Source organism: Bradyrhizobium sp. HKCCYLRH3061, from assembly GCF_051168015.1.
Taxonomy (GTDB): Bacteria; Pseudomonadota; Alphaproteobacteria; order Rhizobiales; family Xanthobacteraceae; genus Bradyrhizobium.
The window spans coordinates 58,338-83,040 of sequence record NZ_JBNPUE010000021.1; the positions used below are offsets into that span (position 1 = coordinate 58,338).

The 24,703-nt window shown below is 65.6% G+C and carries 17 protein-coding genes; 9 read left to right on the top strand and 8 right to left on the bottom strand.

The features are described 5' to 3' along the window. Window positions 1–15: 15 nt before the first annotated feature. Window positions 16–1,461 carry a helix-turn-helix domain-containing protein gene (locus ACQR2C_RS27875; protein ID WP_315802757.1) on the top strand — a complete coding sequence of 482 codons (1,446 nt, stop codon included), beginning with the start codon at window positions 16–18 and terminating at the stop codon, window positions 1,459–1,461. Between the two features lie 814 nt (window positions 1,462–2,275). Here the strand turns inward: ACQR2C_RS27875 and arsA are convergent. After that, window positions 2,276–4,045 carry an arsenical pump-driving ATPase gene (arsA, locus tag ACQR2C_RS27880; protein WP_434882537.1) on the bottom strand — a complete coding sequence of 590 codons (1,770 nt, stop codon included), beginning with the start codon at window positions 4,043–4,045 and terminating at the stop codon, window positions 2,276–2,278. Window positions 4,046–4,636: 591 nt separating this feature from the next. Here arsA and ACQR2C_RS27885 point away from each other — a divergent pair. Continuing rightward, window positions 4,637–6,142, top strand: a complete 1,506-nt coding sequence (locus ACQR2C_RS27885; RefSeq protein ID WP_315802755.1) for a glucan biosynthesis protein G — start codon at window positions 4,637–4,639, stop codon at window positions 6,140–6,142. Then, a complete protein-coding gene (gene mdoH, locus ACQR2C_RS27890; protein WP_434882538.1) occupies window positions 6,130–8,268 on the top strand; it encodes a glucans biosynthesis glucosyltransferase MdoH in 2,139 nt (712 codons plus the stop codon). The genes ACQR2C_RS27885 and mdoH overlap by 13 nt, the downstream gene beginning before the upstream one ends. A gap of 7 nt (window positions 8,269–8,275) precedes the next feature. Here the strand turns inward: mdoH and ACQR2C_RS27895 are convergent, their stop codons facing one another. Beyond that, window positions 8,276–9,574: a TadE/TadG family type IV pilus assembly protein gene (locus tag ACQR2C_RS27895; protein WP_434882539.1), complete on the bottom strand. Its 1,299-nt coding sequence runs from the start codon at window positions 9,572–9,574 to the stop codon at window positions 8,276–8,278. 335 nt (window positions 9,575–9,909) lie between these two features. On the opposite strand from ACQR2C_RS27895, the gene ACQR2C_RS27900 reads away from it, so the two are divergent. Further along, window positions 9,910–10,320 (top strand): hypothetical protein, encoded by a 411-nt coding sequence (locus tag ACQR2C_RS27900; RefSeq protein ID WP_434882540.1) that lies wholly within the window; start codon window positions 9,910–9,912, stop codon window positions 10,318–10,320. Between the two features lie 159 nt (window positions 10,321–10,479). Here ACQR2C_RS27900 and ACQR2C_RS27905 read toward each other — a convergent pair whose 3' ends face one another. Beyond that, complete coding sequence (locus ACQR2C_RS27905) at window positions 10,480–11,184, bottom strand: hypothetical protein (protein WP_434874658.1); 705 nt, start codon at window positions 11,182–11,184, stop codon at window positions 10,480–10,482. A gap of 488 nt (window positions 11,185–11,672) precedes the next feature. Here ACQR2C_RS27905 and pgm point away from each other — a divergent pair, with 488 nt between their 5' ends. Together pgm and ACQR2C_RS27915 are read left to right on the top strand one after the other, a co-directional pair. Next, entirely contained in the window at window positions 11,673–13,313 is a 1,641-nt protein-coding gene (gene pgm, locus ACQR2C_RS27910; RefSeq protein ID WP_316238485.1) for a phosphoglucomutase (alpha-D-glucose-1,6-bisphosphate-dependent), read from the top strand. Window positions 13,314–13,558: 245 nt separating this feature from the next. Beyond that, on the top strand, window positions 13,559–14,797 hold the full coding sequence (locus tag ACQR2C_RS27915) for a lytic murein transglycosylase (protein ID WP_434882573.1): 1,239 nt from the start codon (window positions 13,559–13,561) through the stop codon (window positions 14,795–14,797). A 62-nt stretch (window positions 14,798–14,859) separates the two neighbouring features. On the opposite strand, the gene ACQR2C_RS27920 is transcribed toward ACQR2C_RS27915, so the two are convergent. Continuing rightward, a complete protein-coding gene (locus ACQR2C_RS27920) occupies window positions 14,860–15,234 on the bottom strand; it encodes a VOC family protein (RefSeq protein WP_434882541.1) in 375 nt (124 codons plus the stop codon). A 203-nt stretch (window positions 15,235–15,437) separates the two neighbouring features. Continuing rightward, entirely contained in the window at window positions 15,438–15,629 is a 192-nt protein-coding gene (locus tag ACQR2C_RS27925; protein WP_316217349.1) for a hypothetical protein, read from the bottom strand. Window positions 15,630–15,817: 188 nt separating this feature from the next. On the opposite strand from ACQR2C_RS27925, the gene ACQR2C_RS27930 reads away from it, so the two are divergent. Next, complete coding sequence (locus ACQR2C_RS27930; RefSeq protein ID WP_316178084.1) at window positions 15,818–16,321, top strand: DUF1993 domain-containing protein; 504 nt, start codon at window positions 15,818–15,820, stop codon at window positions 16,319–16,321. A 162-nt stretch (window positions 16,322–16,483) separates the two neighbouring features. Beyond that, window positions 16,484–17,581: an alkene reductase gene (locus ACQR2C_RS27935; protein ID WP_434845387.1), complete on the top strand. Its 1,098-nt coding sequence runs from the start codon at window positions 16,484–16,486 to the stop codon at window positions 17,579–17,581. Between the two features lie 172 nt (window positions 17,582–17,753). Here the strand turns inward: ACQR2C_RS27935 and ACQR2C_RS27940 are convergent, their stop codons facing one another. Continuing rightward, the gene (locus ACQR2C_RS27940) at window positions 17,754–18,122 is read right to left on the bottom strand and encodes a hypothetical protein (protein ID WP_409997934.1); all 369 of its coding nucleotides are present in this window, start codon (window positions 18,120–18,122) and stop codon (window positions 17,754–17,756) included. A gap of 546 nt (window positions 18,123–18,668) precedes the next feature. After that, window positions 18,669–21,596: an autotransporter domain-containing protein gene (locus ACQR2C_RS27945; RefSeq protein WP_434882542.1), complete on the bottom strand. Its 2,928-nt coding sequence runs from the start codon at window positions 21,594–21,596 to the stop codon at window positions 18,669–18,671. A 16-nt stretch (window positions 21,597–21,612) separates the two neighbouring features. Here ACQR2C_RS27945 and ACQR2C_RS27950 point away from each other — a divergent pair, with 16 nt between their 5' ends. Continuing rightward, a complete protein-coding gene (locus ACQR2C_RS27950) occupies window positions 21,613–21,750 on the top strand; it encodes a hypothetical protein (protein WP_434882543.1) in 138 nt (45 codons plus the stop codon). 394 nt (window positions 21,751–22,144) lie between these two features. Here ACQR2C_RS27950 and ACQR2C_RS27955 read toward each other — a convergent pair whose 3' ends face one another. Then, complete coding sequence (locus tag ACQR2C_RS27955) at window positions 22,145–24,538, bottom strand: TonB-dependent receptor (RefSeq protein ID WP_434882544.1); 2,394 nt, start codon at window positions 24,536–24,538, stop codon at window positions 22,145–22,147. Window positions 24,539–24,703: the final 165 nt, after the last annotated feature.

Below are 24,703 nucleotides of genomic sequence, written 5' to 3' on the forward strand. Positions count from 1 at the left end.
CATGAGGGGATCGCGATGCCCGGTGAGTCCGGAAAGAAGCTGTTCGTCGGGCCCCGCTTCCGGCGCATCCGCCAGCAGCTCGGGCTGTCCCAGACCCAGCTCGCCGAGGGCCTCGGCATCTCGCCGAGCTATGTCAACCTGATCGAGCGCAACCAGCGCCCGGTCTCGGCCCAGATCCTGCTGCGGCTGGCCGAGGCCTATGATCTCGATCTGCGCGATCTCGCCACCGCGGACGAGGACCGCTTCTTCGCCGAGCTCAACGAGATCTTCTCCGATCCGCTGTTCCGGCAGATCGAGCTGCCCAAGCAGGAACTGCGCGACCTTGCCGAGCTCTGCCCCGGCGTCACCCATGCGCTGCAGCGGCTGTACGCGGCCTACGCCGAGGCCCGGCGCGGCGAGACCCTGGTGGCGGCGCAGATGGCCGACCGCAACGACGGCGCCCGCTTCGAAGCCAACCCGATCGAGCGGGTGCGCGACCTGATCGAGGCCAACCGCAATTATTTCGCCGAGCTCGAGCAGCAGGCCGAAGCCTTGCGCGACGCGCTCGACGTCCCGGCCGAAGGACTCTATGCCGCGCTCGCCGCGCGGCTGCGCGAAAAACATTCGGTGCAGACCCGTGTGATGCCGGTCGACGTCATGCGCGAGACCTTGCGCCGCTACGACCGCCATCGGCGTCAGCTGCTGATCTCCGAGCTGGTCGACGGGCCCGGCCGCACCTTCCAGCTCGCAGTCCAACTCGGCATGGCCGAATGCCTCCCACAGTTCGAGATCATCATCGGCCGCGCCGGCGCGCTCGACGACACCTCGCGCCGGCTCTACCGCATGACACTCGCGAGCTATTTCGCCGCCGCCGTGATGATGCCCTACGCACCGTTTCTCACTGCTGCCGAGGCGCTCAGCTACGACATCAACGTGCTGGCGCAGCGCTTCAACACCGGCTTCGAGCAGGTCTGTCACCGCCTCACCACGCTGTCGCGCCCGAACGCGCGCGGCATTCCGTTCTTCATGCTGCGCGTCGACAATGCCGGCAACGTCTCCAAGCGCTTCTCGTCGGGCACCTTCCCGTTCTCCAAGTTCGGCGGCACCTGCCCGCTGTGGAACGTGCACTCGACCTTCGACACGCCGGACCGGCTGCTGAAGCAGATCATCGAGCTGCCCGACGGCTCGCGCTATTTCTCGATCGCCCAGATGGTCCGCCGGCCGGTGGCGCCGCATCCGCTGCCGCAGCCACGCTTCGCGATCGGCCTGGGCTGCGAGATCCGCCACGCGTCGCGCCTCGTCTACGCCGCCGGCATGGATCTCGAGACGGCCGAGGGCACCCCGATCGGGGTCAACTGCCGTCTCTGCGAGCGCGAGAACTGCGCCCAGCGCGCCGAGCCGCCGATCACGCGGACGCTGATTTTGGATGAGACCACCCGGCGCGTCAGCTCGTTCGCGTTCAGCAATGCGAGGGAGTTGTGAGGGCTCCACTCTCGCCTCCGTCATTCCGGGGGCGGAGTGTGTAGCCCCGCTCTCGCAATGACACTGAAAAAACAACGCACGGACGCGAGCACACGTCACGCGGAGACACGTGAAGCTCGGATATCCGGTGCGGAGAGACATGCAGTCACCTCCTCGCGGCGCATCTGCGCCCGAGCTTTTCTGTTAGTTTGCCCCCTTTGAACACAGAGGGCGCAGGGAAGACCGGGAGCTCGCCGCCCCCATGGCCCCCGTGCGGAAAAAATGCACGGGGCAGGAACCACAGGTTCGGCTGGGACATCCCGGCCTTCCCCGCGCGATGGCTTTACGGCTTACTCCGTGCTCTCCCCAGGGACCGGCTGTCTTGCCCCTGTCATCAGCGCCATCGTCGGCGCGACTTGATCTCAGCACCGGGAGATCAGGACCACACGGCTTGACCGTGCGCATCGAACCGTTCGTCGGCACGATCGCTCGCGCTGCAGTTCGATACGCCCATCGCATCCCGCACCCAACGCTCGTGACGACCGCGAAACGCCCCTCAGATCGAGGCGGGACAAGCGGAGTGAACATCAAATTCTGAAAAATGGAAATAGCAATATTTTTGCCGATAGGACTGGACACGAGTGATCCAGCTGAACTCGCTGACGAAATCAGTCCATCGGCGCACACGGAATTGACAGCTCGACAGGCCATGAGCCGGTAGCGCGCGCCGCAAATCCAACAAATATGCGCGGCCGATTTGCCCGACGGGCGGGCGGGGGTCGCGTAACAAGAGACGCGAGGGGAGGAGACCAGATCGCGCTGGAGCTGAACGTGATCAAGAACTCGGTATCGATAAGGCCTCCAGCTCCTCGATGCCGACAGGAGGCCTGCTTCGCCACCCCATGATGAACGCGCGCTTGGCCAGGCCGTCCTGAACACGAGCGATCTGGGTCCGCTCTCTGGCAATCCGCGCTTGCAGCAGGGGATCGCGAGTTCCGGAGGCGGCGAGGCATTTGTTGATCACCCAACCGAACGGCTCGATGCCGGCGCGCCGCAGGTCCTCTTGGAGAGCGGCGGCCTCCGAAACGGGCGTCGTTTCCGGCAGGGTCACCAGGATGATCTGCGTGTAGCTGGAATCCTGCAATCGCATCAGCGGCGTGATCAGCCGGCCAGCGGCGCTCGGCTCCAATTGGCTCGTCATCTGGCGATGATAGGCCCCGGTCGCATCGAGCAGGAGCAGAGTATGACCGGTCGGCGCCGTATCGAGCACCACAAAGGCGCTCCGGGCTTCCGCAACCACGTGCGAGAAGGCATGGAAAACGGCGACTTCCTCCGTGCAGGGCGAAGCCAGGTCCTCAAGCAGGAGCGCCTTGCCCTGCTCATCCAGGTCGCGGCCACGGCTCGCCAGTATCTTCGCGACATAGCGCTCCGTCTCGCGCCGAGGATCGATCCGATCCACCGTCAGCCCGGGCATCGCGGCATCAACGACATCCGTGACGTGGGCCGCTGGATCGGTCGTGCTGAGATGGACGGCATGTCCGCGTCTCGCAAGGCCGACAGCGATGGCAGCGGCAACCGTCGTCTTCCCGACGCCGCCCTTGCCCATGACCATGATGAGGCCGCTATTGCGGTGAGCAATGTCATCGACCAAACGGTCGAGGCCCTGCAGGCCGACCGGCACTCCGACTTGCTCGCCAGTCGACGTCTCAAGCCGTGGACTGGACGACGACAACACGGCCCTGAGCGCCGCGAGACCCACAATGTCGAACCCAACCAATGGGACGTCGTCCCGCGGCAGCTTTCGCAGCGAATCCGGCATCGAGGCGAGCGCCTCATCCTGATCCCGCTCGAGTGCGCTTGCGACCGCGTCGGCAGGGGCAGTGGCGTGAAAGCGTCCGTTCACGACGAGTGTCTGATTGGAGAGGTTGAGTGCATCAAGTTCGCTCGACGTTCGCGCCGCCTCCCGGATTGCACTCCGGTCGGCGCGGGTCACCAGGACCACGGTCGTCCGCCGAGGATCGCCCAGCGCTTGAAGCGCTTGTCGAAAACGATCCTCCTGCATCTTCAAACCCGAATGTGGGCCGAGGCACGATGCTCCGCGGTCGTTGTCCTTCAGGAAACCGGTCCAAGCCTTCGGCAGGCTCAGAAGCCGCAAGGTGTGGCCGGTCGGGGCCGTATCGAAGATGATATGGTCGTAACCCGCTCTGTCCCCGTCCAGCAATCCGACGAACTCGTCGAATGCGGCAATCTCGGTGGTGCATGCGCCGGAAAGCTGCTCGCGTATGGTCGATCTCTCCTGATCCGTCACCGTGGTCTCGAGCTGTTCGAGCACGCGAGATCGGTAGCTCTCGGCTGCGGCCTCAGGGTCGATATTCATCGCGAAGAGCCTTGCCGCGTTCGGCACCGGCACCGGGCTGTCAGTTAGTTCAACTTCCAACATCTCGTCGAGGTTCGACGCAGGATCGGTGCTGACCAGAAGGACACGCAATCCACGGTCCGCGAGACTGATGGCGGTCGCACAAGCGAGCGACGTCTTGCCCACACCGCCCTTGCCAGTGAAAAAGAGAAAGGGCGTCGGAGCGTTCAGCGCGCGCAATCGAAGCATTCAAATCCCTTCCAGGTGATCGTGTGCGGCATTGCCGACCCGGGAGTCGGTAAGATTTTTCTCGCCGGCGTTCGCTCGATTCGGTGCATGAACTTGGCGCGGAGTGCTAGACCGACTTCGACGTCCTTTCGGGTCACCAATCATGGTCCCTTTTCGTGCCTTGATCGGTTGCCGCAGACCAGTTGATTCGTAGAGCCCCGGCTGGAAACCTTGTTGCGATGGATCAATAATCGTGTTGCAGGAGCGCACCCATCGTCGGCATTGCGGCAGCCGCCGTGTGCGAGTCAGGACGTGGAAGATCCCAGCCCTGGATGTAGCCCCGCACCTTCCGGCGTAAGACACGAGAAGCAAAATTGCTGTGGCTGACGCGAGCAGGTCGAGTGCTCACGTCTCGGCTCCATGTCCGTCACGCGGGACCGTCGCTCACGCTGCGTTCAGAACGCCGCGCACATGCTCTGCACGCGCCGGACGGATCGCCGTTGGCGCATTCAGCAGGTCGGAACTCCAAAGCCGCCTCTTGTTGGCTTGCGGTGGAACCGCAGGCCTCCAGAAGGGTTGCTCCGCAGTTCCACGCAACAGAGTGAGAATAAGTTGAATCGCCGTCAGTTCATTCAATCTGCGGCTGCGATCCCGGTCGCCGCGTCCCTGGCGCGGAGCGCGTCCGCAGCGCCGCCTGCGGCTCAGCCGTTCAGTGCAGCCACCGTGCGCGACCTCGCACGCGCCCTCGCGGCCAAGCCATTCGCCGCGCCGGACGACAAGCTGCCGGACGCGCTGGCGAAGCTCGACTACGATGCCTATCGTTCGATCCGCTTCCTGCCGGACCACGCGCTGTGGCGCGGCGACGACCTGCCGTTCCAGGCGCAGTTCTTCCATCGCGGCTCGATCTACAAGGACCGGGTCGACATCTACGAGGTTGCGGACGGACAGGCCAGGCCCGTGGCCTATCGTCCCGAGGACTTCGCATTCGGCCAGCAGGTCGCGGCGTTCCCGGCGGCCGACCTCGGCTTCGCCGGCTTCCGCATCCATGCGCCGATGAACCGGCCGGACTACTATGACGAGGTCTGCGTGTTCCTCGGCGCGAGCTATTTTCGCGCGGTGGCCAAGGGTGAGATCTATGGTCTCTCCGCGCGGGGACTTTCCATCGACACCGGCGAGGCGAAGGGCGAGGAATTCCCCGTCTTCAAGGCGTTCTGGCTGGAGAAGCCGACGCCGGGCGCCACCGCGATGGTGGTGCACGCGCTGCTCGACAGCAAGAGCGCGACCGGTTCCTACCGCTTCACCATTCGTCCCGGCGAGACCACCGTGTTCGACGTCGAGGCCTCGCTGTACCCGCGCGTCGAGATCGGCCATGCCGGGCTGGCGCCGATGACCAGCATGTTCTTCTTCGGACCGAACGACCGCAACGAGGCCGACGACTTCCGACCCGCGGTGCATGATTCCGACGGGCTTGCGATGTTCAACGGCAAGGGCGAGCAGCTGTGGCGTCCCTTGAGCAATCCGCGCGACCTGCAAGTCAGCGTGTTCAACGACCTCAATCCGCGCGGCTTCGGCCTGATGCAGCGCGAGCGCAGCTATGCCGCCTATCAGGATCTGGAATCGCATTTCGAACGGCGGCCGAGCCTGTGGATCGAGCCGATCGGCGACTGGGGCGAAGGCGCCGTGGTGCTGTTCGAGATTCCGACCAAGCAGGAGATCCACGACAACATCGCCGCATTCTGGCGGCCTAAGACGCCGCTCGCCGCCAAGGGCGAGCACAACATGACCTATCGCCTGCATTGGGGCCAGGACGCGCCGAAGCCGCACGCGCTGGCGCGCTTCACCCGCACCGGCGTCGGCGTTCACGGCGAAGGCCGGCTGTTCGTGCTGGAGCTCGAAGGCGACGCCCTGAAAGGGCTCGATCCGGCGCAGATCAAGGGCGTGGTGAGCGCCGACAAGGCCGAGGTGACCAACATCGTCACGCAGCCCAATCCCGAGACGGGCGGATGGCGGCTGAGCTTCCAATGCGCCGTCAATAGCGCACCGGTCGAGTTGCGCGCGGAGCTGACCGCCAACGACAAGCTCGTCTCCGAAAGCTGGATCTACCGATGGACGCCGTAGCCGCAGAGACGATGCGCGCGCCTCGTCGCGCGGAGATCAACGGCCTGCTGCCCCCAGAAGCGCCGCTCGCGATGCAGCCGTCGCCGCTCCATCATGTTCCGGCGGCGGCGCAGGCGATCACGAGCGGGCCACGCATCGCGTTCCGACGCATGCTGATCTTCGCCGGCACGGCCGCGCTGACGCTGGCCGGCTGCACCAGGATGTACGAGGTGGTCGAGGTCGGCGGCGTGACCGTGCTGGAAGGCATGGTGCTGGTGCTGTTCTCGACCCTGCTCGCCTGGATCGCCTTTGCTTTCGTGTCGGCCCTGGCCGGCTTCTGCGCGATGTTCGCGCGCCGCCGCGATACGATCGCGATCGATGTCGAAGGTCCGCTGCCCGGGCTCTCGAGCCGCACGGCGATGCTGCTGCCGACCTACAACGAGGAGCCGCACGCGGTGATGGTGCGCTTGCGCGCCATGATCGAGTCCGTGGCGGAGACCGGCCAGGCCGAGCGCTTCGACTGGTTTCTTCTCAGCGACACCACCGATCCCGACATCTGGATCGGCGAGGAGGCCGCGTTCCTGGCGCTGCGCGAGGCCTGCGCCACCGATCGCGTGTTCTACCGGCACCGCGCCGACAATGTCGCCCGCAAGGCGGGCAACATCGCCGAGTGGGTGCGGCGCTTCGGCGCGGCCTATAATCACATGATCATCCTCGACGCCGACAGCCTGATGAGCGGCGCGACGGTGGTGCGGCTGGCGCATGCCATGGAGCACGCCCCTCAGGCGGCGCTGATCCAGACCCTGCCCGTGATCGTCAACGGCACCAGCCTGTTCGCGCGATTGCAGCAATTCGCCGGCCGGCTCTACGGACCTGTCATCGCCGCCGGCAATGCCTGGTGGTACGGCGCGGAAGGCAATTACTGGGGCCACAACGCCATCATCCGCATCGCCGCCTTCGCGCAGGACGCGGCCTTGCCGGAGTTGCGCGGGCGAAAACCATTCGGCGGGCATATTCTCAGCCACGACTTCATCGAGGCCGCGCTGATGCGCCGCGCCGGCTGGGGAATCTACATGACGGTCGACCTCGACGGCAGCTACGAGGAAGTGCCGCCATCGCTGATCGATCACGCCGCGCGCGATCGGCGCTGGTGCCAGGGCAATCTGCAGCATCTGGCGGTGCTGCCGGCGCGCGGCCTGCACTGGGTGTCGCGGCTGCACCTGTTGATCGGCATCGGCGCCTACATCACCGCGCCGCTCTGGTTCGCGTTCCTCGTGCTCGGCATCCTGATTTCGCTGCAGGCCAATTTCGTCCGCCCGGAATATTTCCCGAAGGGCTTTGCGCTGTTTCCGAGCTGGCCGGCGCAGGATCCGGTGCTCGCCGCCCAGGTCTTTGCCGCGACCCTGGGGCTGCTGATGGTGCCGAAGCTGCTCGCCTGCCTCGCGGCCCTGTTCACGCCGGCGCGGCGCCGCGGCTTCGGCGGCGGGCTGCGCCTCTGCGTCGCGGTGTCGGCTGAGACCGTGCTGGCTGCGCTGATCGCGCCATCGATGATGATCTTCCAGTCGGTCGCCGTGATCGAGATCCTGCTCGGGCGCGACGCCGGGTGGCAGGTGCAGCGCCGCAGCGACGGCGGCGTGAGCCGGCAGGAGATCTATCGCAAGTTCGCGCTGCCCACCCTGTGCGGCCTCGCCATGGCTGCCAGCGCCTATGCGGTGTCGCTGCCGCTGCTCGCCTGGATGTCGCCGGTCATCGCCGGCCTCGTGCTGTCGATTCCGATCGGCCTTCTAACGGGCGGCCGCGGCACCGGCGCCGGCCTGTTCGTGACGCCCGAGGACCGGACGCCGCCGCGCGTGCTGATGCGGGCGCGGGAGCTTGCCCGCGAGCCCGAGCCCCGCCGCGAGGCCGCGCTGGTCGCGCTGCAGCGGAATGCCGAGCTGCGGCGACAGCATGTCGATGCCCTGCCCGCGCCACGGCGCCGCGAGCCGGGTGACATCGATGTCGAGCTGACGACGGCGAAGGCCAGGATTGCCGACGCGGCCTGCTTCAGGGACGCGATCGACTTCCTCTCCCGCCGCGAAACGCTCGCCGTGCTCAACGATCGCACCACGATCGAGCGGCTCGTCAAGCTGCCGGCCGCCGAGGCATGAGCCCGGGCTACTTGGTCAGATGCGCCGAGGCGATCGCCTGCTGGAACAGAGCGGTCAATGCGGCGCCGATGCTGCCGCTGGAATCCACCTCGTAGTAGTAGCCGGGGCTGGCGCAAGACTTCATGATATTGCCGATGTCGCTGCGCCACGGGGCGATGTAGGTCGTGTACCAGCTGTTGTTGGTGATCGCGAGATAGGTGGTGTAGAGCACAGCGATCTTGATGCCGCGCGCCTTCAGGGAGGTGCAGGTCGCGGTGTTCAGCGGCTCCTGGCAGCGTCCGCCGGAGAGCACGGTCTTGCTGCACGTCGTCGGGTAGGAGTAGTCGGCGACGCCGTCGGCGACGAGGAACAGCCATTTCTGCGGCTTGGTCGACGAGCCGTCGCCCTGCGTCGGGATCACGCCGTTCATGGCGGACATCGCGCCGTCGTAATCGGTGCACATGTCGTTGTTGTAGCCGCTATAGGGGATCGTCATCAGGTCGAGCGCGCCGACCGACGACTTCACCGACGACATGCTCGACGACAGGCTGGCGATGGTGGTCAATCCCAGCGAGCCGCAGTCGCTGCCCAGGCTGTAGACCGCCATGCGGTACTGGTTGCTGACGACCTGGCTGGCGGTCGCGGTGTCCGTCAGCGACTGCGTCGCCGACCTGACGACGTCGATCCGCATCGTCACGCCCTTCTTCTTGGCGATGGAATAATAGCTGTTGGTCTGCAGCGTCTTCTTCGTGCTCGACGTATAGGTGTCGTGGCAGGCGAAGGCGCACTTGTCGGAGGTCGCATTCTGCAGCGTCGTCATGTCGGCCGTGGTTGCGCCGAGGCCCTGCGACGGCGAATTGTCGAGCAGAACGTAGAAGTCCATGTAGGTCGGGAACGAGGCCGAAGCCGACGACGAGGCCGAGACCGTCATGGTCGGGTAGCCGAACATGTGCATGAAGGCCGTCTTGACCACCACGCTGGCGCTGCCGGTCACGGTCCGCGCCGTGACGCTATCGCTGATATCGATGTTCAGCGAGTCCGCCGCCAGATTATGCGCCGCCATCTGGCCGTTGAACATGTTGGTCGCCGCCGTCTTGGCGTCCGACGCGGCGCCGCGCATGGCGGTGTAGCCGGTCGCAGCCAGCATCGCGGCGTCCATCGAAGCCGACAGCTTCGCCTTGGCGCGCACGGCCATCGAATAGTCGATCGCCGAGCCGACGAAGGCGAGGATCGGGAGCAGGGCAAGCGCGAAGATGATCGCGATATTGCCGCTCTGGTCGCGACGGAACCGCGACAATAGGCTGAGGTATCTATTTCCGGCCAGCACGGCCACACTCCAACAAACACGGTGATGTTGCCGAAGATGTTGCGGATCAACCGTTGCATTGGAATTGATGGAATTGCAGAGAATTCGTTACGTTGCGTTTCCGATTGTCGTAAGCGGTGTTGATGCACCACTCGAAGCGACATGACCGCCATGCGCAGGGTTTTCGTGGGCCGGCACGACACCGAATGACGGACGGGTCTCATCCGCCCGCCGCCCCGATCTGCGCGGCGCCCCTCCTCTGGTACCCCGATTGCAAAGCGGCTGCGCCGATTGCATAGTCCGCGCGCTTTGCAGCGCCGGGGCGCGCTGATTCTCTGGGGGAGTTGGGGACGACGATGGCGGATGCCGATCTTGATGCCGTGATCCGGCAACTGGCCAAGCAGCAGAACAAGGCCATTCTGGCGGCGGCGAAGAAGCGCAAGGACCGCTTCAATGGCATGGCCGTCAAGGCCAAGGACAGGGACGCCAAAGAGCGCTTCAAGCTGCTCGCGCGCGAGGCGGTCGAGCAGGCCAATGCCGCCGCCCGACGGCTCCTGATCTCCGCCGACAACGTCGCGGACAGCTACGCCCGCGCGATGCGCCAGGCCGCCGCCGCGGAGCTGCCCAGGAAGCCGGAGACCAAGCAGCCGGAGAAGAAGGCCGACGGTGCGGCGGCCAAGCCGCAAGGCGGCAAGGCGACGAGCAAGGCGGCCGGGAAGGATCCTGCCAAGCCCACACCGAAGAAGGCCGCGCCGAAGAAGGCTTGAGCCGGGCTCCGAACGTGGGAGCCCCCCTCCGCAAGATTGCGCCCTCGACAGCAACCTTCGCCGGGCCTTTCGACTTGCCTCCGCAACAATCTGTCCGGATGACTGCATGAAGGTGCTGGTTTGGCATGTGCCAAGCAGATGTTCATGCTCATCGTGAAGCTACGGCTTCAGGACGACAGAGAACAGGCGAAAGCCCGCGATCTTCGGAAACGCCTCCGCGGCCTCGGGCGAGACCAGGGCCACCACGGCCGCGCTCACCTCGCCATTGTTCAACCGGGTGATCGCGGTGGCCTGCCCTTCCAGCAGCAGCACCTCCGTCGCACCGGCCGCATTCATGGCCGCGGTGATCTTCGCGTTGGACTTGGCATAGCGCTCGTCGATCGCGATCACCTTGCCGCTGAGATCGCCTACGCCACGCACGGTGGGACGCGCCAGCAGCACAGCGACGAGAGGACTTTCGCCGGGTCCTTCGGGGACACGCAGCGCGGTCATCCGCTCGGCGAGCTCGGCGGCCACCGTCACCGCAGCCACCATGACGTCGTTCTGGACCTTGGCCGGACTCGGCGTGTCCGTCGTGGCGGCGGGGGTCTTGATCACCGGCGAAGGTGCTCCGTCAGCCGGCGCAGGCGAACCGGGCCGCGGCGTTCGCGCCGGCGCCGCGAGCGGCTTCTCGATCGGTTTGTCAACCGGCCTTTCAGTCGGCTTCTCAGCCGGCTTGGCGGTGACGATTTGCGACTTGACCCGGCGCTTTGCGGCACGGGCGTGCTTGCGCTGCAGAGCCGCGCGGCGCGCGACCGCAGGCTTGTGGATCGTGGTGATAGGCTCCAATGATTGCGGCGACTGGTCGGCGACGGGACCGTCCACGCATGGCCTTCCGCTCAGATCGACGCAAGACGATGCCACCTGCGGCGTGACCTGGTGGCTGCAGCCGGCCAGCGCCAAGGTTGAAACGACGGCCAACGCGCCGAGACAAAGCGCTCTCACTTTTCCGCTCCTGACGACTCTCCCGCGCACGAGACGCGCCTCTGCTCTGGCCTGCTATTTCAAGGGTCATCGGTTAAACTCAGGCTTAAGCGCCGGTCCCGGCACGCGGACTCAGTGAGGCGTGGTTAATGTCGCGCGCACAAGGCGGCGACATTGGCCGGCCTCGACCGCGAGTCTCCGGCATTCCCCCCAGCGGATATCAAACAGGCTTCACGCCGCCGCGGGGGGCAGGCACGAATTCCGTTGATCGGATCGCCGCGCGCCGCCATGTTGCGGCAGGCTCGTCGCGACGCGCCGCGTTCCCTGCGCCCGCCGCGGCGGAACGAAGCGCCGCCGCAGATGTTTCTCGAACTTGCGAAGGATGCTTCATGGCCAAGACAGACCCCGCAGCCGGCAAGCCGATCGCCAATGCCGCGCTCGCCAACATTCCGCGGCTGATCACGGCCTATTATGCGCTGAAGCCCGACCCGCACGAGCCGACCCAACGCGTCGCGTTCGGCACCTCGGGCCATCGCGGCTCGTCGCTGAAGACCGGCTTCAACGAGAACCACATTCTCGCCACCAGCCAGGCGCTCTGCGACTACCGCCGCCAGCAGGGCCTCGACGGCCCCCTCTTCGTCGGCATCGACACCCACGCGCTGGCCGAGCCGGCGCTGGCCAGCGCGCTCGAAGTGTTCGGCGCGAATGGCGTCGAGGTGATGGTCGACAAGGACGGCGGCTACACACCGACACCGGTGATCTCGCACGCCATCATCTCCTACAACAAGGGCCGCACGGCGCATCTCGCCGACGGCGTCGTCATCACGCCGTCGCACAATCCGCCGGAGGATGGCGGCTACAAATACAATCCGCCGCATGGCGGCCCCGCCGACACCGATGCGACGGGCGAGATCGAGCGGCAGGCCAATGTCTATCTGGCCAACGACCTCGATGGCGTATCGCGCATCAGCTACAGCCGGGCCAAGCAGAGCGGCTCGGTGCACACCTACGACTACATCACGCCCTACGTCGCCGATCTCGCCAACACCGTCGATCTCGAGGCCGTCAAGTCCGCGGGCATCAAGATCGGCATCGATCCGCTCGGCGGCGCGGCGATTGCCTATTGGGCGCCGATCATCGAGCGCTACGGCCTCAATGCCACCATCGTCAACGATCTCGTCGATCCGACCTTCCGGTTCATGACCGCGGACTGGGACGGCAAGATCCGCATGGACTGCTCGTCGCCCTATGCGATGGCGAGCCTGATCGGCATGCGCGAGCGCTTCGACGTCGCGTTTGCCAACGACACCGACGCCGACCGCCATGGCATCGTCACGCGCTCGGGCGGGCTGATGAATCCGAACCACTATCTGGCGACCGCGATCTCCTATCTGTTCGCGCACCGGCCCGACTGGCGCAGCGACGCCGCCATCGGCAAGACCATCGTGTCGAGCTCGCTGATCGATCGCGTCGCGCAGAAGCTCGGCCGCAAGCTGGTGGAGACGCCGGTCGGCTTCAAATGGTTCGTCGAAGGGCTCGGCTCCGGAAGCTTCGGCTTCGCCGGCGAGGAGAGCGCGGGCGCTTCGTTCCTGAAGCGCGACGGCACGGTGTGGACCACCGACAAGGACGGCCTGATCCTCGGGCTGCTCGCCGCCGAGATCATGGCCAGGCGCGGCCGCGATCCGAGCGAGCTCTACAAGGAGCTGACGGCAGAGCTCGGCGCGCCGGTCTATGAGCGCATCGACGTGCCGGCGAGCCCGCCGGCAAAGGCGGCGCTGAAGGCGCTGACGCCGGAAATGCTGAACCTGAAGGAGCTCGCCGGCGATCCCGTCCGCATGGTGCATACCAAGGCTCCGGGCAACGGCCAGTCGTTCGGCGGCATCAAGGTCGAGACCGACTACGGCTGGTTCGCGGCGCGCCCCTCCGGCACCGAGGACGTCAACAAGCTCTATGCCGAGAGTTTTCGCGACGCCGAGCATCTCAAGCGGATCCAGAGCGAGGCCCAGGCGGCGCTGGCGAAGGTTGGGTGAAGAGGGCGAGTAGCGAATGGGGGCTTCCTCATCCCCTATTCGCTACTCCCTATTCGCCATTCGCCCCTTTCCACCATTCGCTTCCCCCTCGCCTTTTCCTTTCCCTCCGTATCGGATATCGATGGATGGACAAGGAATTAGACAGCCATCGGTGAGACCGGATGCGAAGCTCTTCGACTGCCTTGCGCGTCACCTTCAGCGCGCTCGCAACCTCGTTCATGCTGGTTGTCAGCGCCACCGCGCAAATGGCGCCGGAGGCTGCGGCGCCGCGGCCCAAGCCGGCGCCATCGATGCGCGCCGCGGCCTGCCATAACGGCCAGAGCTTCGACCGGTTTCTCGCCGAGCTGAAGCAGCGTGCCATTGCCGAAGGCGTGTCTCAGAGCGCGATCGCGGCCGCCTCGCCCTACCTCACCTACAACCAGGGCATCGTCAATCGCGACCGCGGCCAGCGCGTGTTCGGTCAACTGTTCACCGAGTTCGCCGGCCGGATGGCCGCGCCCTACCGGATGCAGAACGGCCAGCAGCACATCAAGGCGCACGCGGCAGCGTTCGCGCGCGCCGAGAAGGAGTATGGCGTGCCCCCGGCGGTCATCGCCGCGTTCTGGGGTCTGGAGAGCGATTTCGGCGCCAACATGGGCAATTTGCCGGTGCTGCCGTCACTGGTGTCGCTGGCCTATGACTGCCGCCGCAGCGAGCGCTTCCAAAACGAGACCGTCGCCGCATTGAAGGTCATCGACCGCGGCGATCTCACGCCGTCAGAGATGATCGGCTCCTGGGCTGGCGAGCTCGGCCAGACCCAGTTCCTGCCGACCCACTACGTCACCTATGCCGTCGACTATGACGGCGACGGCCGCCGCGATCTCCTGCGCAGCGCGCCCGACGTGATCGGCTCGACCGCCAACTACATCGCGACCGGACTGAAATGGCGCCGCGGCGAGCCGTGGCTGGAGGAGATCCGCGTGCCGCAGACGTTTCCCTGGGAGCAGGCCGACCTCACCGTCAAGGCGCCGCGCAGCAAATGGACCGCCCTCGGCGTGACCTATGCCGATGGCCGGCCGCTGCCGAACGATGCGCTCGAAGGCTCGGTGCTGCTGCCGATGGGCCGCAACGGCCCGGCGTTCCTGGCCTATGCCAACTTCGCCGCTTATACCGAATGGAACAACTCGCTGATCTATTCGACCACGGCCGGCTACCTCGCCGCCCGCATCGCCGGCGCGCCGCCAATGCGCAAGCCCGCCGGCCCCGTGGCGCAACTGCCGTTCAACGAGATCAAGGAGCTGCAGCAGCTGCTGGTGAAGGCCGGCTTCGACGTCGGCAAGGTCGACGGCGTGCTGGGACAGCAGAGCCGCACCGCGGTCAAGACGATGCAGCTGCGGCTGGGGCTGCCGGCCGACTCCTGGCCCACGGCAGAGCTGCTCACGCGGATGCGTGGAAACACGCCGCGGGCGCAGGCGGCACCGGCTTCAACGACAGCGACGCGGTGAGCGCACATCGGCGGGCGACGCCCGCGCGTGGCGCGTAAGAGCCCAAACGAGTCGATGACCTCTTACGACCCGGCGCGCAGCCGCGTTGGCCAGCCGACACGGACCAAGGTTTCATCCGGGTCGGATAGCGCGAACTCGTACATCCCCCAAGGCTTGTCTTCGGGCGTTTGCTGAAACTCCTGCGCCGCGGCGTCGACATCCTCGACATAGAGGTAGAGTCCAAAGGGGTTTCGGCCCGGCGTCAGCCATCCCTCGACCGCGTCCGTCAGGTGCAGAGATCCACCTTGCGGATTCGACAGCATGCGATAGGTGTTGGGCTCACCCGGAGCCGGCCTGTCGCTGTCCGGGCGCGCAAAGCCGAGCCGATTGTAGAACCGCTCCGAGGCATCGAGATCATTGCACGGCAGGATGGCGATCAAAGCTCCGGAACGGATCATGCGTGTCCTCCGATGTCATGCGACCATCGTCCGCTCCTCCCAATTCCAATCTATCACCCTTGGAATTGGACCGCGAGATGATCGCTCCGGACACAAAAGCGGGAGGTGACGGACAACTCGAGCCCGTCGGCTTGTCACAATGATCTCCATCCCGAGCATGGTCGGCAACTCAGCCGAAATGAGCCGTCGCCGTCGTGCCTGTCTCAGTACGGGTGCCGGTCCTTCTTGTCCATCCAAGCCTTATACGCCTTCAGGCCGGTGTCCCGCTCGAAATTCTCCACGACCTCGATCCGGCGTTGCGTCCACGGCTTGGCGAAATCCTCATACTGGAAGGCATGCGCCTGATGGATGCCAGTCGTGCGACAGCAGTGGCGACCGCCTATTTGCCGCGACATCGAAAATCGCTGAGAACGCCGGCGACGGCCAGCTCGCATAGACGAGGTGATATGCCGGGAACGGTAGGGCAGCAATCCGCCAGCGCCCGGAAAAACCGGAAAGATGCAGTTGCATTCTCTTGGACGCCGCCCCATCTCCGAGGGCGCGCGCTTTCGTCGCGACGTCTCCTGCCAAGAGAGAGCATCACATGTCCTTCTACGATTCGACCGTCCCGGCCTACCTCCAGATCCTCGGCAGCCTGTCCGGCCTGCTCAGCAAGGCCGAGGCCCATTGCGAAGCCAGGAAGATCGCCCCCGAGGTGCTGCTCGGCGCACGCCTGTATCCGGACATGCTGCCGCTCTCCAAGCAGATCCAGCTCGCCTGCGACTTCGCCGCCAAGGGGTGCGCGCGGCTGTCCCACAGCGAGATCCCCAGCACGCCCGACACCGAGACGACATTCGCCGAGCTCCGCCAGCGGCTCGCCAAGACCGTCGATTACCTCAAGGCGTTCACGCCGGCGCAGTTCGACGGGGCCGATAGCCGCGACGTGACCTTTCCCAGCGGGCCCAACACCACCCTGACCCTGAAGGGGCAGGACTTCGTTAACCGCGTCTCGTTTCCCAACTTCTATTTCCACGCTGCGATCGCTCACGGCATTCTCCGCCACAACGGCGTCGACATCGGCAAGCGGGACTTCCTGGGCGTGGCCTGATCCCCTTTCGTGGACTGCGACAGGCTGTCCAGCGGACGGCCAGTCGCGGCCGCTCCATCGCGCGGCTCGTCTGCGCCGGACGGATACCTCCCGGCATTGCGCTGTTCGCGGCAATGCACAACTGACCTGAACCCCCTCCTCCTCCCTCCTGGAAAGACCCCGATGAGTGCATCCAAACTGTTCGAGCCGTACCAGCTCGGTCCGATCACCCTCGCCAACCGCGTCGTGATGGCGCCGCTGACGCGCAACCGCGCCGTTGAAGGCCTCGCCGCTGGTCCGCTGACGGCCGAGTACTACGCCCAGCGCGCCTCGGCCGGCCTCCTGATCTCCGAGGCGAGCCAGGTCTCGCAGCAGGGTCAGGGCTATCAGGACACGCCCGGCATCTATTCCAAGGCGCAGATCGCCGGCTGGCGCAAGGTGACCGACGCGGTGCACGCCAAGGGCGGCCGCATCTTCATCCAGCTCTGGCATGTCGGCCGCATCTCCCATGTCTCATTGCAGCCGAACGGCGGCGCACCGGTCGCGCCGTCGGCCGTTGCCGCCAAGACCAAGACCTTCGTCGGCGGCGCCTTCACCGACGTCTCAGCGCCGCGCGCGCTTGAGCTCGGCGAAATTCCCGGCATCGTCGCGGCATTCAAGCAGGCCGCATTGAATGCCGTCGAGGCCGGCTTCGACGGCGTCGAGATCCACGGCGCCAACGGCTATCTGCTCGACCAGTTCGCCAAGGACGGCGCCAACAAGCGCACCGACGCCTATGGCGGCTCGATCGAGAACCGCGCAAAGCTGATGCTCGAGGTCGCCAAGGCCGTCTCGGAGGCGATCGGCGCCGACAAGACCGGCATCCGTCTGTCGCCGGTGACGCCGGCCAACGACATCTCGGATTCCAATCCGCAGGCGCTGTTCGACTACATCGTCGACCAGCTCGCGGCACTGAATCTGGTCTACATCCACGTGATCGAGGGGGCGACCGGCGGCCCGCGCGACGTTGCACCGTTCGACTACGCCTCGCTGCGCAAGCGCTTCAACGGCACCTACATCGCCAACAACGGCTATGACCTCGCGCTCGCGAACAAGCAGCTGGATGCCAACGCGGCCGACCTGATCGCCTTCGGTCGGCCGTTCATCGCCAATCCCGACTTGGTCGAGCGGCTCAAGACGGGCGCAGCTCTCAACGAGCTCGACCGCGCTACCCTCTATGGCGGCGGCGAAAAGGGCTACACCGACTATCCGACGCTGAAAGCGGCGCAAGCGGCGGAGTAATCGTCATCTCGTAGGGTGGGCAAAGCGCTGCCGCCAGGCGGCGCGTGCCCACCGTGCATCCGCGCAAGCGGAGGGAATGGTGGGCACGGCGCGCAAGAGACCGCGTCTGACGCAGCATGTCGCTTGCGCGCCTTTGCCTACCCTACAGCCCTGCGATCCAGCACATCCCCACCTACATCATGCTGCCCGGCAGGAAGCAGCGCACATCGATGCGCAGGCCCGTATTCAGCTCGCGATAATACACGGGCCATACCATCGTCCGGCCGGCGCGATTGGGCTCAGTCACCACGGCCTCTTCCGGAACGACCCACCATTGGCCTTCAATGCGGACACGATAGCGGCCATCCTTCGTGTCCCAATCCGTGTCCGAGAGCGCGGTGCCATCCGCATCCGAGCAGCACGGCCCCCTGCCCGAACGCAAACTCTCGAACCAGCCCTTGAGCGGAGAATTGGCATAACGCCCGTCGAGATCGCGCGCCGTCGCATCGCCAAGCAGCAGAGAATGCGCACCTATACCGCCGGCGAGAGTCGCGACCGAGATCGTCGCTCGTACCCAACGGCGGACGTGGGGCCGGCGAAGGGCATCCACCAATAATGAGACGATCGATACAAGGCTTGAAGATCTACGACTCATGTGCACACCTCGCTGCTCGATACGATGCGCAATAGCTGGTCGGCTTCTGTGGCGGAAGTTCGTAGTTGACGGAGGCCGGCAGCAACTAATCGCGATGCTTCGTAAATTCCAAGAGCAGGCAACGATCCCGCTCACGAGGCCAGCGGGATAATTGCCCGAGACCCGGCGTGAGCAGGCCCCTCGACGATTCATGCAGGCTGCGTAGGGTGGGCAAAGCGGCCGCCCCGCAGGCGTCGCGTGCCCACCGTGCACCCGCGCAACCGGAGGGAATGGTGGGCACGGTGCGCGATGGAGTTCAGCTCGCGGCATGCAGTGTCGCGCGCGCCTTTGTTCACCCTACGGCAGCGGAGACGCGTCGCGCCGCGCGCTGCGACGATGCAGCGACAAAAAGGCCGGGATTGCTCCCGGCCTCTTCGACGTCGTGCTTCGCAGGCTCTGCCAAAGGCGGACTCTTCAGAACTCCGCCCGCACCTTCAGCACCGCCGACTGCTCGAGATACTGGCTGCCGACCACGGCGTTGTAGCCCAGCGAGATCGACTGACGCTCGCCGAATGCCACCAGCTTGAGCGCGGCGCCCAGCTCGGCCAGGTTGCGTTCGGGCGACGGTCCGGCGGCGAAGAAGGTCGCGCCGCCGCCGGCGAAGCTTGCGGTCACGTTCTGCGCGGTGTTGCCGAACTCGTGCCGCCATGCCGCCAGCGTCTCCAGGCCGAAGCCGTAGGTCGAGGTCACCAGCAACGGAACCGAGGCGCGGAGGCCGAGGTTCGAGCGCACCGAATTGGTGGTCTGCTTGGCGATCGCGAGCGCAGCACCTGCGGTGCTGGTCTCGGTGTAGGCCTGCTGATCGAGGCGGGCATAGGTCACGCCGGCAAACGGCGTCAGCACGGCCTGATCCACCTTCACGGGCAGACCGAATTCACCGCGGAGCAGCGTCAGCCACCCCTTGTGGCTGCCGGAGGCGGTATCGGTGAAGCCCGCGAAGTTGATGCGGCGCGTGGTGGTGTAGTCGACCAGCGCGACGCCGGCGGAGCCGTTGACGTACCAGGACGGCTGGACATAGGCACCGTACACCGTGCCCTGATAGTGCTGCATCCCGACCGCATCGCCGGCGGCGGTCCGATCGTCCATCGCGCTGGTGGCATAGCCGAACGCGGCACCGACGCGGAACGCACCATCGATCCGCTGATCGATGCCGGCAACGAGCCCCCCGGTATTGCCGCTGTAGCCGGCAACACCGGCCACGTCGCGCTGCGACGCATTGGTGCCGATCAGGCTGCCCCAGACGGTGCGTTCCGGTTCGGGCGCGATGGCCGGAGCCAGCGCTGCCTTCACCGTCGGACGGGCCTTGGTCGCATTGAAGGCCATCAGCATCGAGGTGAGCGGATCGGTGTCGTCGGCGAACGCCGAGGCGACGCGCGAATTGGGCGATGCGGCCGCGGCCGTCAGCCGGTTGTCGATCTGGTTCTGGAACAGCGATGCGGTGCTGAGCGGCACCTGGACCTGGGCGCCGTTCACGAACGGACGCAACTGATCGCCGGCGCTGCGCACCTCCCTGTCGGTGCCGAGGCTCTGCACCGCGCCGCCGAGCGCCTGCACCTGCGCGTTGCTGCCGCTGTAGCCAAGCAATCCGTTCAGCGCGGCGAGGCTGGAGGGCGAGATGCCGGCGATGGTCGCGGGCGACCGCACGGATGCATTCAGCAGCAGAGCCCCGGTGGACGTATCGGCCGTGAAGCCGACCAGCGCGCCGGGGAAATCGACGTCGAGCGGCGTCGCCGACACCACCGTCGCGACGCGGTAGACATCGCCATGGCGCACAATGCCCTGAAGCGTCGGCGCGACCGTGCCCGCGCCCGCAAAGGTCACCGCGCCCGTGATGTTGCCGATCCTGGTCGGCGCCGCCGCGGTGCCGCCAGATCCGAAGATCGTGGTCCGCAGCACAGCGCCATCGACGAGCTGCACGCCGGCCCCGCCGCTCACGGTGACCTGCGACTTCATCAGGTCCAGCATGCCGAAATTGACGATGCTGGCGAGGCTTGTCACGCCGTCGAGCGTCAGCGAATTGCTGCCGAGGCCGTTCTGCGCGACGACGTTGCCGCTGAAGCCGGTGCCCTTGAGCAGGATGGCATTCGTGGCGCCATCCTCGTCGTTGATGGTGATGTCTCCGCCGAGCGTGCCCGTGTTGACCAGATTGAATGTGCGGGCGCCGAAGAACGTCGCCGCCTGGTTGTTGCTGGCGGCGCAGAGCGGGTCCGTGGTGTTGGTGCCGGCCGTCGGACAGGCGTTGCCGTTGGCATCCATGCCCGAGCCGGAACTGCTATAGGTGCCGGCGACGGTACCCGCGGTCGCCTTGGCAAAGGAGCCGCGCGAGGCGCTCTGGTCGACCGAGATCGATCCCGAGATCGTGCCGCTGTTGGTGACGTCATGCTCGCCCGAGCCGAGATAGAGGTTACCCTGGATCAGGCCGGCATTGGCGATGACGCTGTCGCGCGGGCCAGAGTTCGAGCCGCTGCCAGTCAGCGGGAAGGTCGATCCTGCGGCGAGACCGGCGGCGGTGGTCAGCGGATTGGTATCGAGCGCCAGGATGTCCCCCTTGATCACGCCGCTGGCATTGTTGGTCAGCGTCAGCGCCTTGGTCTCCGTCACCGTCACGTTGCCCGCGGAGTCGAACTTGTAGAGCGGCGAATCCGGATTGCTGCCGGGGATGGTATCGAACTCGGCGCCGGCGAACGCTGCGATCGCCCAGTGACCGTCGTAGAAGCGGCTCGCCGCCGTCCAGCTCGTGTTGGCGATGGTGCCGGAGTTGGTGATCGAGGTGTCGGCCCGGCCGTAATAGGCAGCGGCATAGTTGCCGGTCGCCGAGATCGTACCGCCGGCGCGGTTGTTCACCACGAAGCTGTTGGTGTTGTCGTCGGAATAGAGCGCCGAGATGACCGCGAGGTTGGTGCCGTTGTACCGGCCTGTCGCCGTAGCGCCGATCGAAACGCTCAGCTTGCTCGCATCGAACGCGCCGAAGACATTCTGGGTGACGGCGAGCGTCCCGGTGTTGTTGACGGTGAACTTGTTGACCTGGCTGTCGGCGACGACGACGTGAAGCCGGCCGGCGCTGAGCTGGCTGGTGGTGAGGCTCAGCCAGCCGGCATTGTTGATGATGACGTTGTTGACCGCTGGGTCCTCGGCATTGGAGAAATTGGCCGCGATCATGCCGCGATCGGCCAGGCCGGTCTGGGTGTTCGTAGTGAGATTGCGAACGGCCGTGGAGTCCAGCGTGACGATCGCCGTGGGAGGGTTGGGATTGTAGCCGGTCGCTGGAAAGACCGGGTTCGCCGGCGTATAAGAATTGCTGCCGCTCGAGGGCGTCGCTGTCGCCGCAGCGGCGTCGTACACGGTGATCGCGGAGGAGATGCTCCCGCTGCAGGTGACCGTGACACCCGGCGTCGTGCACTCGGCCCTTGCCTCGCCGACGACCATCCATGTCGACAACAACACGAAACTAGCAGCAGCCGCCTCGCTGCGCTTTTTTCTTTTTGATTTCACCTGACGCCCCACGTTACGCAATACACGGCTTCTTGTTGATGACCGATTGTATCGAAACGTTGGCAGGAACCAGCAAGGCGAACTTTTCTATGAACGCACGGGACATTGTCCAACTAACAGCAGAATTAGTCCCATAGTAATTCGATTAATCATCATAAGCGGCTTCGCTTGAAGCACCGCTCTCCCGCCAGATCTGAAACTTGACGACGAGGACGGCAGACCGCTCTACCGCGAAGGACATCGCAGAGATGAACTCCGCGCTCGCGGTTCCGGCACCTGCAAGACCCCGACCAGCAAATGAAAAGGCCGGGATTTCTCCCGGCCTTCTTGCCACGGTGGGGGCTGCCGTGGCGCGGCGCGGATGCGCCTATGCGTCGCTGGTGGTCCGTGGCTGAGGCTCAGAACTTCGCCCGGATGCCGGCATAGGCCGCGAGCGGCATTCCCGGCACCATGCTGCGGGGATCGTTCAACGCGAACGCCGTTCCGCCGCCGGCGGTGTTGAAGCCGGCAGGGTCGAACACGGTGCCCGCCGAGTAGTAGCGCTGGTTGAACAGGTTCTGGATCAGGCCGAACACCTCGACGTTCTTGGTCACCTGATAGGACGTGTTGACGTTCACGACCCAGTAGGCCGGAACCTTCGGATAGACGTTGGTTTCGTCGTGCAACAGGTACTGGCTGCCGACATAGTTGACGCTGGCGCCGACCTTCCAGGCGTCGGTCACGGCATATTCCGCGCCGAGCTTCAGGCGATGCGCCGGAATGCCGGGAATGTGGTTGCCGGAGACGACACCGACCGGCGCCCCGAGGAACGGATCGTTGACGTCGAAAGCACTGCGGAAGGTGGCGTCGATGAAAGTATAGTTGGCGTATGCGGTCCAGCGATTCCAAGCGAGATCGAGCTTGGCCTCGACACCCTGGCGGAGGGTGGTGCCGGCGTTCTTGAAGTAGCCGCGCACCGGGTTGGCCGGGTCGACGACCTGGATGATGTCGTCGGAATTCTCGGTCCGGAACAGGCTGAGGCCCCAGCGCAGCCGCCAGCCGTCATCAACCGCCACCGACTTGATCGGCGCCTTGCGATAGGCCGGCAGATCGGCGGCGTAGGCCGAGCGGCCGCCGGAGATCTCGCCGCGCAGGCCGCCTTCGACGGTGCGCGACACCACCTGCTTGAGCGGCGGATCGGCGATCAGGAAGTTGTCGATCAGGCAGGGATTGGCCGGATCGGAGCAGCCGAGCTCGAGCGGCGTCGGCGCGCGGTTGGCCTCGGAGTAGCCGGCGTAAGCGGTCATATCAGGCGTGATCTTGTAGGTCAGGCCGACCACCGGGTTGAAGCGCTGGAAGTTGTTGTTGCTGTTCAGCAGCGGCGCGAAGCCGGTCTGGTCGCGCAGATTGATCTGCGCCCAGTTGAAGCGGCCGCCGGCCGTCAAGGCGAGCTGCGAGGTGATGTCGAAGGTGTTGGTCGCGTAGACGCCGAGATAGGTGTTCTTGGCGTTCAGGTTGACCGGGGCGAGGCCGGCATTGGGCTGATCGACGTAGACGCCGAGGCCGGTGACGAACAGATTGTTGTCGATGGTGCCGAGCTCGGAGGTGGCCTGGAAGTTGGTATTGCCGTGATCGACGCTGGCGCCGACGACGAAATGGTTGTCATGGCCGAAGAGCTGCGTCGTCGAGGTCGCCTGCAGCGAGCCGCCATAGCTGTCGGTCTTGACGGTGTTGCGGTCGATCTGGCCGAGCGCCGCATCGCCCGCCAGCGTGTTGACGGTCGGACCGTTGCGGTTCATCTGGAACTCGGTGCCGGCGGAATCGCTGAGACAGAATTCGCCGGGGAACGCGCCCGCAGGGTCGCAGGCCGCAACCTCGGTGCCGTTGCCGTCGATGCGCGCGGATTTGTAGTTGCGGTAGTAGCCGTTGGCCTGGATCGAGAGCGTGTCGGTCGGCGCCCACTTCATGCTGGCCTGCACCATCTGCATCTGCAGGCGCAGCGACTGCGGCCAGGTGTAGACGCTGGACCAGCGCTGATTCAGCATCTCGATCGGCGTAGCCGCGACCGAGCCGAGCTTGTTGTCGGCGCCGGTGAAGGAGAGGTGGAATTCGGTGTTGTCGCCGCGCGCGCCGAAATCGGCATACATGCGCCGGATCTGCGAGGCCGACGAATAGTCGCGCCAGCCGCGGTCATAGGCGCCTTCCGCGGCAATGTATGTCGAATAGGTGCCATTGTTCCAGCCGTATTGCGCGCCCGACTGGATCCGGCCGAACGAGCCGCCGAACAGCTGCGCTTCGCCGCCCTGGTAGTTGAAGCCGTTCTTCATCTCGATCGAGAGCGCGCCGCCGGTGGCGTTGAGGCCGAACAGCGGATTGTTCGGCATCAGCGTCATGCGCGCGATCGCCATTTCCGGGATCAGGTCCCAGTTGACGACGTCGCCGAAGGCCTCGTTGATGCGGGTGCCGTTCTGGTAGACGGCGATGCCCTGCGGCGTCCCGAGCACCGGCGAGGCGGTCTGGCCGCGGTAGTTCAGGTCGCGCTGAAACGCGTTGCCGGTCTGGTCGCTGAGCGATACGCCGGGCACCGATTGCAGGATGCCGTCGAGCAGCGTCGGCGCGCGGCTGTGGTCGAGCTCCCGCGCTCCGATGGTTTCGACATTGGATGGAATCTTGTCCTTCGCGATCTCGCTGCCCTGAACGGGCGAGACGCCGACCACCTCGATGGTCTGCAGGGTTTGCTGCGCGAACGCAGCCGTAGGCAGCAACGCACACGTCGCGAGAAGCGCGCTCTTCGGCGCCGACAGTCTGGTCAAGACGTCCCCCAGTTTCTTGTCGACCGGTTCCGGCAACAGCCCACGCCCCTGAGCCCCACCCGCACCAAAACTGGTCGATTTACCCGTTTACGAACCTTAACATTCGTAAACAGCCGTCCAGTTCGTCGCAACGGGCAATATTCTTCGGCCCCTAGGGACAATCTT